This window comes from Streptomyces sp. RP5T (genome assembly GCF_003933965.1).
In the GTDB taxonomy this organism is placed as follows: domain Bacteria; phylum Actinomycetota; class Actinomycetes; order Streptomycetales; family Streptomycetaceae; genus Streptomyces.
This window is the reverse complement of record NZ_RSAJ01000259.1, coordinates 1-11,375: the sequence shown is the minus strand read 5'-3', so window position 1 is coordinate 11,375 and position 11,375 is coordinate 1. Positions and strand designations below refer to the sequence as shown.

General features: G+C 69.8%; 11 protein-coding genes. 9 read left to right on the top strand and 2 right to left on the bottom strand.

Annotated elements, in window-relative coordinates; all coding sequences use genetic code 11:
* Positions 1-219: 219 nt before the first annotated feature.
* The 8 genes from EHS43_RS24915 (at position 220) to EHS43_RS24880 (ending at position 9,334) form a co-directional block, all read left to right on the top strand.
* Positions 220-1,440: a M20 family metallopeptidase gene (locus EHS43_RS24915; RefSeq protein ID WP_125192992.1), complete on the top strand. Its 1,221-nt coding sequence runs from the start codon at positions 220-222 to the stop codon at positions 1,438-1,440.
* 288 nt (positions 1,441-1,728) lie between these two features.
* Complete coding sequence (locus tag EHS43_RS24910; RefSeq protein ID WP_125192990.1) at positions 1,729-2,784, top strand: BMP family protein; 1,056 nt, start codon at positions 1,729-1,731, stop codon at positions 2,782-2,784.
* 200 nt (positions 2,785-2,984) lie between these two features.
* On the top strand, positions 2,985-4,553 hold the full coding sequence (locus tag EHS43_RS24905; RefSeq protein WP_185806392.1) for an ABC transporter ATP-binding protein: 1,569 nt from the start codon (positions 2,985-2,987) through the stop codon (positions 4,551-4,553).
* Positions 4,550-5,677 carry an ABC transporter permease gene (locus tag EHS43_RS24900; protein ID WP_125192988.1) on the top strand — a complete coding sequence of 376 codons (1,128 nt, stop codon included), beginning with the start codon at positions 4,550-4,552 and terminating at the stop codon, positions 5,675-5,677. Before EHS43_RS24905 ends, EHS43_RS24900 begins: the two co-directional genes overlap by 4 nt.
* Positions 5,677-6,960, top strand: a complete 1,284-nt coding sequence (locus EHS43_RS24895; RefSeq protein WP_125192987.1) for an ABC transporter permease — start codon at positions 5,677-5,679, stop codon at positions 6,958-6,960. The genes EHS43_RS24900 and EHS43_RS24895 overlap by 1 nt, the downstream gene beginning before the upstream one ends.
* Entirely contained in the window at positions 6,957-7,349 is a 393-nt protein-coding gene (locus EHS43_RS24890; RefSeq protein ID WP_125192986.1) for a cytidine deaminase, read from the top strand. Before EHS43_RS24895 ends, EHS43_RS24890 begins: the two co-directional genes overlap by 4 nt.
* 27 nt (positions 7,350-7,376) lie before the next feature.
* Positions 7,377-8,654, top strand: a complete 1,278-nt coding sequence (locus EHS43_RS24885; RefSeq protein WP_185806391.1) for a thymidine phosphorylase — start codon at positions 7,377-7,379, stop codon at positions 8,652-8,654.
* Between the two features lie 95 nt (positions 8,655-8,749).
* Positions 8,750-9,334, top strand: coding sequence for a Uma2 family endonuclease (locus EHS43_RS24880; protein ID WP_125192984.1), 585 nt, complete (start codon positions 8,750-8,752; stop codon positions 9,332-9,334).
* Between the two features lies 1 nt (position 9,335).
* Here the strand turns inward: EHS43_RS24880 and EHS43_RS24875 are convergent, their stop codons facing one another.
* Positions 9,336-10,241, bottom strand: coding sequence for an AEC family transporter (locus EHS43_RS24875; RefSeq protein ID WP_125192983.1), 906 nt, complete (start codon positions 10,239-10,241; stop codon positions 9,336-9,338).
* Positions 10,242-10,416: 175 nt separating this feature from the next.
* Here EHS43_RS24875 and EHS43_RS24870 point away from each other — a divergent pair, with 175 nt between their 5' ends.
* The gene (locus EHS43_RS24870; protein WP_260470695.1) at positions 10,417-10,761 is read left to right on the top strand and encodes an STAS domain-containing protein; all 345 of its coding nucleotides are present in this window, start codon (positions 10,417-10,419) and stop codon (positions 10,759-10,761) included.
* Here the strand turns inward: EHS43_RS24870 and EHS43_RS24865 are convergent.
* Positions 10,645-11,375 (bottom strand): RNA polymerase subunit sigma-70 (locus EHS43_RS24865; RefSeq protein ID WP_125192982.1); only part of this gene is annotated, 731 nt, incomplete at its 5' end. The genes EHS43_RS24870 and EHS43_RS24865 overlap by 117 nt on opposite strands.

The window sequence follows — 11,375 nt, the reverse complement described above, 5'->3', positions numbered from 1 at the left end:
CCCCCGTCCCCACCGTGTCCCAATGCCGTTTCGAGAGATGAACAGACGCGCCGGGGGTAAGCGCAGCATGGTATGTGTGGGAAAAGAGGTTCCTACCCACCTCAAATAACGTCCATGCGTCGAGCGGCCACATTTTCTTCCCGGTGAGGGTTGAAGTTTTGTTGATCTCGGGTCGGTTGGTCGCCCCGGCGTCCTACCCTTTAGAGGGTGAAGCAACTGATGTCACTGGAGTCCGAGGTCGATCTGCCCGGGGAAGCACTGCTCCCCGGCGTGCTGAGTGACGCGCTGCACGCCGAACTCGTCCACTTCCGCCGCGACTTGCACATGCACCCGGAGCTCGGCAACCAGGAGTTCCGGACCACCGCGGCGATCAAGGAACGACTGGAGAGGGCCGGACTGAAGCCGCGCGTGCTCGCCGTCGGGACCGGGCTCGTGTGTGACATCGGGGAGTGGGACGGCGGGCGGCCCATGCTCGCCCTGCGCGCCGACATCGACGGCCTGCCCATCCCGGACATGAAGACCGAGTGCCCGTACCGCTCGACCGTGCCCGATCGGGCGCATGCCTGCGGGCACGATGTGCACACCGCCGTGGTGCTCGGGGCCGGGCTCGTCCTCGCCGAACTCGACAAGAAGGGCCTGCTGCCGCGGCCCGTGCGGCTGGTCTTCCAGCCCGCCGAGGAGGTGCTGCCCGGCGGCGCCGCCGACGCCATCGACTGCGGGGTGCTGGAGGGGGTCGGCAAGATCCTCGCCGTGCACTGCGACCCGCGGGTCGACGCCGGGAAGATCGGGCTCAGGACCGGGGCGATCACTTCGGCCTGTGACCGCTTGGAGATCGCCCTCGACGGGCCCGGTGGCCACACCGCACGGCCGCACCTCACCACCGACCTCGTCACCGCCGCCGCCCGCGTGGTCACCGACGTGCCCGCGATCGTCGGCCGGCGCGTCGACACCCGTGCCGGGCTCGCCGTGACCTGGGGGCGGATCGAGTCGGGGCACGCCCCGAACGTCATCCCGCAGCACGCCGAGCTCTCCGGGACCGTGCGCTGCCTGGACATCGACGCCTGGCGGCAGGCGCCGGACATCGTCGTGGCCGCGATCGACGAGGTCGCCAATCTGCACGGGGCCAAGTCCGAGATCAACTACGTGCGGGGCGTGCCGCCCGTCGTCAACGACGCGGACGTCACCGAGTTGCTGCGCGAGGCCATGACCGCCCGGCGCGGCGCCGACTCGGTCGAAAGCACCGAGCAGAGCCTCGGCGGCGAGGACTTCTCCTGGTACCTCCAGCACGTCCCCGGCGCCATGGCCCGCCTCGGGGTGCGGACACCGGGGGAGCGGACCGTGCGCGACCTCCACCAGGGCGACTTCGACGCCGACGAGTCCGCCATCACCGTGGGTGTGGAGATGTTCACGGCGGCGGCCCTGCTGGACGCCGCGAACTGATCCCAGCAGGCGGAACGGTCCTCTCGGGGGCCGTTCCGCCGACCGGCGCAACATGCTCGTAAGCCAATCGTGCGCTCATCGCAATCAGGGTGTGTGAGGGCCGTAGACCCTCAGTTCAGACGGCGTTTGCCTCGAATCGATAACAGCTTCGGAGTAGGTCTGTTTCCGACATCTACGCGCGTTACGATGCCGCGAAGCCAACGCCGCAGGGGCGTACAGGCCCGAGCACTGGCAAGGTGCTCACATGAAGCGCCGACAAGGCGCTCAGGTCAGGTGAAGGAGCCTCCCGTGCGCCGGGTAGCCAAGCTTTCCGCTGCGTGTATCGCGACCGCAGCACTCGCACTGACTGCCACCGCGTGTGGCAGCACCTCCTCCGAGAGCGACAGCTCGTCCTCCTCGTCCGCGGACGGCGGCAAGGGCATCAAGATCGGTCTCGCCTACGACGTCGGCGGCCGTGGCGACCGCTCCTTCAACGACTCCGCCGCGCGCGGTGCCGACAAGGCCAAGAACGAGTTCGGCGGCTCCCTCAAGGAGCTCACCGCCAAGAGCTCCGACACCGAGGCCGACCGCGAGCAGCGCCTGACCGACCTGGCGGACGCCGGCTACAACCCGATCGTGGCCGTCGGCTTCTCCTACGCCACCTCGGTCGACAAGGTCGCCGCGAAGTACCCGAAGGTCAGCTTCGGCCTCATCGACGCGGTCGCCAAGGCCAAGAACGTCGACAGCATCACGTTCACCGAGGAGCAGGGTTCCTACCTGGCCGGTGTCGCCGCGGCGCTGAAGACCAAGAAGGACCACGTCGGCTTCATCGGCGGCGTGGACACCCCGCTGATCAAGAAGTTCGAGGCGGGCTACGCCCAGGGCGTCAAGGACACCAACCCCAAGGTCAAGGTCGACGTCCAGTACCTGACCCACGGCTCGGACTTCTCCGGCTTCGCCGACCCCGCCAAGGGCAAGGAGGCCGCGTCCGGCATGCTCGACAACGGCGCCGACGTGATCTACGCCGCGGCCGGCTCCTCCGGCAACGGCTCGATCGAGGCCGTCTCCGGCGTCAAGGGCGCCTGGGCCATCGGCGTGGACTCGGACCAGTACAACATCCCGGGTCTGGCCAAGTTCAAGAACTCGATCCTGACCTCGATGGTCAAGAACGTCGACGTCGGCGTCTACGACTTCATCAAGTCCGTCCACGAGGGCAAGCCGCTGACCGGCAACCAGCTCTACTCGCTCGCCAAGGGCGGTGTCGGCCTCTCCACCAGCGGTGGCTTCATCGACGACATCCAGCCCAAGCTGGACGAGGCCAAGAAGAAGATCGTCGACGGCACCGTCACGGTCAAGACCAGCTGACCTGACGGTTCCCGCCGGAACCCGGGCTCGGCGAGGGGGCCTCGACAACCCCCTCGCCGAGCCATAACAATGTGTCAACTCTACGCGTGTAGCACGGAGTTGCCGCGCTAGCGTCGCCGACGCCTGCCCTCCCCTACGCAGCCCCTTTTCCCCGAGGAGAGTGCGCCATCAACGCGTCCAGCCCTCCCGCTGCCGTCGAACTGCGCGGCATCACCAAGCGATTCCCAGGCGTCGTCGCCAACAAGGACATCGACATCACCGTCCGCACGGGCACCGTGCACGCCCTGTGCGGTGAGAACGGTGCCGGCAAGTCCACCCTGATGAAGATCCTCTACGGCATGCAGCAGCCGGACGAGGGCACCATCACGGTGAACGGCGAGACGGTCACCTTCCACACCCCCGCCGACGCCATCGGCCGCGGCATCGGCATGGTGCACCAGCACTTCATGCTCGCCGACAACCTCACCGTCCTGGAGAACGTCGTCCTGGGCGCGGAGAAGCTGTACGGCATCGGCGCCAAGGCCCGCGCGAAGATCAGGGAGATCTCCGACGCGTACAGCCTGAACGTGCGCCCCGACGTCCTCCTGGAGGAGCTCGGCGTCGCCGACCGCCAGCGCGTGGAGATCCTCAAGGTCCTCTACCGCGGCGCCAAGACGCTGATCCTCGACGAGCCCACCGCCGTCCTCGTGCCGCAGGAGGTCGACGCCCTCTTCGACAACCTGCGCGAGCTCAAGGCCGAGGGCCTCACCGTCATCTTCATCTCGCACAAGCTCGGCGAAGTCCTCTCCGTGGCCGACGAGATCACCGTCATCCGCCGCGGCACCACCGTCGGCACCGTCAAGCCCGCCGGCACCACGACCAAGCAGCTCGCCGAGCTCATGGTCGGCAGCGAACTGCCCACGCCGGCGACCGAGGAGTCCACGGTCACGGACGTCCCGCTGCTCACGGTGGACGGCCTGCGTCTGGCCCAGACCGACCTCGACGGCGTCGAGCGCATCATCCTCGACGACATCGACTTCACCATCCACAAGGGCGAGGTCCTCGGCATCGCCGGCGTCGAGGGCAACGGCCAGTCCGAGCTGGTCGAGGCCATCATGGGCATCCGTGCCCTGAACGCCGGCACGATCACCCTCGACGGCACGGACATCTCCCACATCCCCACCCGCCACCGCCGCGAGGCCGGCGTCGGCTACATCCCCGAGGACCGCCACCGCCACGGCCTGCTCCTCGAAGCCCCGCTGTGGGAGAACCGCATCCTCGGCCACGTCACCGAGAAGCCCAACTCCCGCGGCCAGCTCCTCGACATCAAGGGCGCCCGCACCGACACCCAGCGCATCATCCAGGCGTACGACGTCCGCACCCCCGGCATCGACGTCACCGCCGCCTCCCTGTCCGGCGGCAACCAGCAGAAGCTGATCGTCGGCCGCGAGATGAGCCACTTGCCCAAGCTGCTCATCGCCGCCCACCCCACCCGCGGTGTGGACGTCGGCGCGCAGGCCGCGATCTGGGACCACATCCGCGAGGCCCGCCGCGAGGGCCTGGCCGTGCTGCTGATCTCCGCGGACCTGGACGAGCTCATCGGCCTGTCCGACACCCTGCGGGTGATGTACCGCGGCCGGCTGGTCGCCGACGCCGACCCCGCCACCATCACCCCCGAGGAGCTGGGCTCCGCCATGACCGGCGCGGCCACCGGCCACCTGGAGCACGAAGAGGGCTCCGCAGACGACTCCGCAGCGGTCTTTGCCGAGGACGACGAGGACGCCCGATGAACAAGCTGACCCAACGCATCGACAAGGAGCGGCTGCTCCTCGGCGTCGCGGCCCCGCTGCTCGCGGTCGTCGCCGCGCTCGTCGTCACCACCCTGGTGATCCTCGCCACCGGCAAGAACCCGGGCGCCGCCTTCAGCGACATGCTGACCTACGGCTCCGCGAGCGACAGCCAGGTCTACATCCTCAACAAGGCGACGACGTACTACCTGGCGGGCGTCTCGGTGGCCATCGGCTTCCGGATGAACCTCTTCAACATCGGCGTCGACGGCCAGTACCGCATCGCCGCGTTCTTCGCCGCGGTCCTCGGCGGCGCGCTGACCACGCCCGGCTGGATCTCCATCCCGCTGATCATCCTGTGCGCGATGGGCACCGGCGCCGTGTGGGCGGGCATCGCCGGCGTGCTGAAGGTGACCCGGGGCGTCAGCGAGGTCATCTCGACGATCATGCTCAACGCGATCGCCACCGCGATCATCGCCTACCTGCTCCAGCCCGGAAAGCTCGCCGAGCTCCAGGCCGGCGGCACGGTCGTCTCCACCAAGCCGCTGCCCGAGTCCTCGTACTTCTTCCAGATCGACACCGGCGCCGCGGGCGAGCTGTGGGGCTTCATCGTCATCGCCGTGATCATCGGCATCGCGTACTGGTTCGTCCTCGGCCGCACCCGCTTCGGCTTCGACCTGCGCACCGTCGGCCAGTCCGAGTCCGCCGCCTCCGCGAGCGGTGTCTCGGTGAAGAAGATGATCGCCACCAGCATGCTCATCTCGGGTGCGGTGGCCGGTCTGATCGGCATGCCGACCCTGCTCAACGACAGCCACCAGTTCAGCAACGACTTCCCCGTGGGCATCGGCTTCACCGGTATCGCCATCGCCCTGCTCGGCCGCAACAACCCGGTCGGCATCGCGCTGGGCGCCCTCCTCTGGGGCTTCCTGGAGCGCACCACCAACCACCTGGAGTTCGAGGGCTACGACAAGGAGATCCTCGGCGTGATCCAGGGCGTCATCGTCCTGTGCGTCGTCATCGCCTACGAGGTCGTACGCCGTTACGGGCTCAAGCGTCAGCAGCAGCGGGTCGGCGCCGAGCTCGCCGCCCAGGCCGCCACCCGGACCCAGAAGCAGGAGGTGGCGTGATGACTGCCACGATGACCGAGACGCCGCCCCCCGCGGCGCCCAAGGCGGACACCGCCACCCGGTCGGGCCGCTCGCTCGGCCAGATCCTCATGATCGTCGCCGGCGCGCTGCTGCTCGTCGCCGCGGTCCGCGTCATCTCCGGCTCCAACCAGCTCACCTCCGAGGGCCAGGTCTCCGCCGCCCTCAGCCTCGCCGTCCCGATCGGCCTCGCCGGTCTCGCCGGCCTGTGGTCCGAGCGCTCCGGCGTGGTCAACATCGGCCTCGAAGGCATGATGATCCTCGGCACCTTCGGCGCCGGCTGGATCGGCTGGCAGTCCAGCCCCTGGCTCGGCCTGCTGTGCGGAGTCGGCTTCGGCGTCATCGGCGGCCTGCTGCACGCGGTCGCCACCGTCACCTTCGGCGTCGACCACATCGTCTCCGGTGTCGCGATCAACCTGCTCGCGCTCGGCACCACCCAGTACCTCGCCAAGCTCTTCTTCGTGGACGGCAAGGCGGCGGACGCGGGCGGCAACCCCAAGCAGTCCCCGCCGGTGGACTCGCTGCCCAGCTTCGACGTGCCGGGCCTGTCCAGCGGTCTGCACTCCATCGAGACCCACCACTGGTTCCTGGTCTCCGACATCGCGGGCATCCTCGGCGGTCTGGTCACCGACCTGTCCGTGGTGACGGTCATCGCGGTCGCGCTGTTCGTCGGCAGCTGGTGGCTGCTGTGGCGCACCGCGTTCGGTCTGCGCCTGCGTTCCTGCGGTGAGAACCCGATCGCCGCAGAGTCCCTCGGCGTCAACGTCTACAAGTACAAGTACATCGCCGTGGCCGTCTCCGGCGGCCTCGCCGGTCTCGGTGGCGCCTTCCTCGCGCTGGTCACCTCGCACACCTACCTGGAGGGCCAGACCGGCGGCCGTGGTTACATCGGTCTCGCCGCGATGATCTTCGGCAACTGGCGTCCCGGCGGCCTCGCCATGGGTGCGGGCCTGTTCGGCTACTCCGACGCGCTCCAGCTGCGCAACGGCGGCGAGACCGTCCACGCGCTGCTGCTCCTGCTGTTCGTGCTGCTGCTGGCGATGGCCGGCTGGAAGCTGTACAAGAAGGCGCACTGGCAGGGCGGCATCAGCCTCATGGTGGCCGCGGGCGTCCTGGTCTGGTACCTGCTCACCGACGAGGTCCCGAGCGACTTCGTGGGCGCCACCCCGTACGTGGTCACCCTGCTGGTGCTGTCGCTGTCCGCGCAGCGCCTGCGGATGCCCAAGGCGGACGGCATGCGCTACCGGAAGGGCCAGGGCAAGTGACGGGCGTCGACTGGGGCGCGCTCAGGGAAGCGGCCCGGGACGCCATGTCCCGGGCGTACGCCCCGTACTCCGGCTACCCGGTCGGCGTCGCCGCCCTGGTCGACGACGGCCGCACGATCACCGGCTGCAACGTCGAGAACGCCTCCTACGGCCTCGGTCTGTGCGCCGAGTGCGGTCTGGTCTCGGAGCTGCAGAACACCGGAGGCGGCCGCCTCACGCACTTCACCTGCGTGGACGGCCAGGGCGAGATCCTCGTCCCCTGCGGCCGCTGCCGCCAGCTGCTGTACGAGTTCGGCGGCGCCGACCTCCTCCTGGAGACCCCGGCGGGCATCCTGCCGCTCTCCGAGATGCTCCCGCAGGCCTTCGGGCCGGAGCACCTCACCCAGTAATTCCCGGAAGGAAAGCCCTGCATGGCCATGGACGCCATCTCCGTCATCCGCACCAAGCGGGACCGCGGTGAACTCAGCGACGAGCAGATCGACTGGGTCATCGACGCGTACACCCGCGGGGAGGTCGCCGACGAGCAGATGTCCGCGCTCGCGATGGCGATCCTGCTCAACGGCATGAACCGCCGCGAGATCGCCCGCTGGACGGCCGCGATGATCGCCTCCGGCGAGCGCATGGACTTCTCGTCCCTGTCCCGCCCGACGGCCGACAAGCACTCCACGGGCGGCGTCGGCGACAAGATCACGCTCCCGCTGGCCCCCCTGGTGGCAGCGTGCGGGGCGGCCGTCCCGCAGCTTTCCGGCCGCGGCCTCGGCCACACCGGCGGCACGCTCGACAAGCTGGAGTCGATCCCCGGCTGGCGCGCGCTGCTGTCCAACGAGGAGATGCTGCACGTCCTCGACACCACCGGCGCGGTGATCTGCGCGGCGGGCGACGGCCTGGCCCCGGCCGACAAGAAGCTGTACGCCCTGCGGGACGTCACCGGCACGGTCGAGGCGATCCCGCTGATCGCCTCGTCGATCATGTCGAAGAAGATCGCCGAAGGCACCGGCTCGCTGGTCCTGGACGTCAAGGTCGGCACCGGCGCCTTCATGAAGACCATCGAGGACGCGCGGGAGCTCGCCTCCACGATGGTGGGCCTCGGCACCGACCACGGCGTGAAGACGGTCGCGCTCCTGACGGACATGTCGACCCCGCTCGGCCTCACCGCCGGCAACGCCCTCGAAGTCCGCGAGTCGGTGGAGGTCCTGGCCGGCGGCGGCCCCTCGGACGTGGTGGAACTGACCATCGCACTGGCCCGCGAGATGCTCGACGCGGCCGGCGTCCGCGACGCCGACCCGGCGAAGGCGCTGGCCGACGGCTCCGCGATGGACGTGTGGCGCCGGATGATCGCGGCCCAGGGCGGCGACCCGGACGCGGAGCTGCCGGTGGCGCGCGAACAGCACGTCATCAAGGCACCGGCCTCCGGCGTGCTGACCCGCCTCGACGCGTACGACATCGGCGTCGCCGCGTGGCGCCTCGGCGCGGGGCGCGCCCGCAAGGAGGACCCGGTGCAGGCGGGCGCGGGCGTGGAGCTGCACGCCAAGCCCGGCGACACGGTGACGCAGGGCCAGCCGTTGCTGACCCTCCACACGGACACCCCGGAACGCTTCGAGTACGCGCTCGAGTCGATCGAGGGTTCCTACGACATCAAGGCGGCCGGTACGGCGTTCACGGCGTCGCCCGTTGTGCTGGAACGTATCGCCTGACCTGCGGCTTCCTCATTCGGGTGAACGGGATCGGTGGACCACTACCGGTCCCGTTCGGCATGCTGGGATCGGTGACGCAACCGAAGGAGACCGCGATGAGCGCACTCACCGTGGGCCACGACCCCGAGCAGAGCTGGGACGACCTCGTCCGGTTCTGGGAGGAGATGGACTGGCCCGAGGGCAGCAAGGTGGAGATCATCGAGGGGATCGTCACCGTGTCACCTGCTCCCGCACCCCGTCACAACGTGATCGCGGAACGCATCCAGCGTCGCCTGTACTCCGTGATCCCCGAGGACTGGGGGGTCTATCAGACACAGGCCATCGCCGTCCCCTCGCGGCTCGGCATGTTCATCCCGGACATCCTGGTCGCCCCGGTGCAGGAGTGCACCGAGGCGGACACCTATCTGCCGGCCGCCGTCGCCGAACTCGTCGTGGAGGTCACCTCCAGGAAGAACGCCCGCCACGACCGTGTGAGCAAGCCGGCCGCCTACGCTTCCGCGGGCATCCCCCTCTACCTTCTGGTCGACCGGTGGGCGCCCGAGGGTCCCACCGCGACCCTCTACGGAGAGCCGCACGGGGACGTCTACCGCCCGCTCGCCGTCGCCAAGTTCGGCGAACTCCTCACGCTGCCCGCGCCCTTCGACCTCGTCATCGACACCGGCGAGTTCCCCGAGACGTGACTCACCCCAGCAGCGTCGCCACGACCACCAGTACCGGCACCGACGCCACCGTCGACACCAGGATCGAGTCGCGGGCCAGGCGTTCGCCCACGCCGTAGGTCGACGCGTAGGTGTACAGGTTCTGCGCGGCCGGGAGCGCCGAGGTCACCACCACGTCGAGGAGTTGGGCTCCGTGCAGGCCGAACACCCCGGCCGCCAGGGCCCAGGCCGCCGCGGGCTGACCGACCGACTTGAGGACGACCGAGAGCAGCACGAGCCGTCGGTCCGGCCCCCGCCCCGGCAGCGTGCTGCCGCACAGGGAGATGCCGAAGGCGAGCAGGACCGCGGGGACCGACATGCCGCCGATCAGGGTCAGGGGGTCCATGACGGGGGCGGGGACCTTCAGGCCGGACGCCGAGACCGCCACCCCGGCCAGCGAGCCGACCGCGATCGGGTTGCGCAGAGGCGTGAGCAGCCGCAGCCACAGCGGGCTCTTCCCGCCCGCGCCGGACGCCAGGTCGAGCACCGTCAGCGCGACCGGGGTCACCCCGACCAGCTGGAACAGCAGGACCGGCGCCACCAGGGAGGCATCGCCCAGGACGTACACCGCGATCGGGATGCCGAGGTTGCCGGAGTTGACGTACGACGAGCACAGCGCGCCGATCGTCGTACGGCCCAGCCCCCAGCCGCGTACGACACCCACCGCCGCAGCCGTGCTGAGCGCGGTCACCAGCAGGCGGCTGGAGAAGATCACCGACAGGTCGGCCCGGGCCAGCGTGGTGAACAGCAGGGCGGGGGAGGCGACATGGAAGGCGAGCTTGGTCAGCACCTCCCGGCCCTGGTCGCCGAGGTGGCCGCGCAGGCCGATGAGATAGCCGACCCCGATGACCACCGCGATCACCGCGAAGCCGGTCAGCACTCCCTGCAAGGGGACTCCTCAGCGGTGAGGAGGGCGTGACGTATCCAGGGAGGTGCTGATGGGTGGCGCATACAGGTAACCCTCGGGGGCAGGGAGCTCCCGGGTCAACGTGATCCTGCCCGCGCCGCCCGGACCCCGGCCGATGAGTTGTGCCCACCCGGTGGGTCTACCGATCGTGGACGCCATGACACCCGCTGTACTCGTGCTGGCCAGCCCCGTCACCCGGGACGAGGTGAGGGGGCTGAGCGACGAGGTCCGGGCCCTGCTGCGGACCACCCGCGCCGGGGTCGTGGTGTGCGATGTCGCCGGGCTCGGGCCGCCGGGCCTCGGCACCGTCGATCTGCTCGCGCGGCTCCAGCTCGCGGCCCGGCGCGCCGGGGGCCGGATCAGGCTGCGCGAGCCCGACCCCGGGCTACACGCCCTCCTTGACCTCGTCGGCCTCCGCTTCGAGGTGGAGGGGCAGGCCGAACAGCGGGAACCAGCGCGCGGTGTCGAGGAAGAAGTGGAACCCGGTGAGCCGGCCGTCTGAGATCTCCAGCACCTGGACCGCCCAGGGGCTGTAGCCGCCCTTGTCCGGGTCCGGCTTGTACTGGGCGAACCCCGGCAGGCCGTTGACCTGTACCGGCACCAGGCGGGAGCCCTCGCAGGCCGAGCCCAGGGTCGTCATGAAGCCCGTGATGTCGTCGTGGCCCGTCAGCCACAGGTCGAACGGCGGCATCGTCATGATGGCGTCCTCGTGGAGGAGGGCCGTCAGCGCCGTCATGTCGTACCCCTCGAACGCCTTCACATAGCGCTCCAGGAGCTTTTGCTGCTCCTCGTCGAGGGGGTCGGAGACGGCTGCGTCGGCGCCGTGCTCCTCCCGCTCGGCGAGGGTGGCGCGGGCGCGCTGCAGGGCGCTGTTGACCGACGCGACGGAGGTGTCGAGCAGTTCGGCGACCTCGCTCGCCTTCCAGGCCAGCACCTCGCGCAGGATCAGCACCGCGCGCTGCTTGGGCGGCAGTTGCTGCAGGGCGGCCATGAAGGCGAGCCGCACGGTCTCCTTGGCGACGGCGGCCTCCGCCGGGTCCTCGACGGTCGGCAGGATGCGGTTGTCCGGCATCGGCTCCAGCCAGGTGTGGTCCGGGCGGGGGGAGAGGGCGGCCT

Coding starts and splice junctions, on each gene's coding strand:
- EHS43_RS24885 (WP_185806391.1), top strand. CDS start 7,377: ATGGACGCCATCTCCGTCATCCGCACCAAGCGGGACCGCGGTGAACTC.
- EHS43_RS24880 (WP_125192984.1), top strand. CDS start 8,750: ATGAGCGCACTCACCGTGGGCCACGACCCCGAGCAGAGCTGGGACGAC.
- EHS43_RS24895 (WP_125192987.1), top strand. CDS start 5,677: ATGACTGCCACGATGACCGAGACGCCGCCCCCCGCGGCGCCCAAGGCG.
- EHS43_RS24900 (WP_125192988.1), top strand. CDS start 4,550: ATGAACAAGCTGACCCAACGCATCGACAAGGAGCGGCTGCTCCTCGGC.
- EHS43_RS24870 (WP_260470695.1), top strand. CDS start 10,417: ATGACACCCGCTGTACTCGTGCTGGCCAGCCCCGTCACCCGGGACGAG.
- EHS43_RS24915 (WP_125192992.1), top strand. CDS start 220: ATGTCACTGGAGTCCGAGGTCGATCTGCCCGGGGAAGCACTGCTCCCC.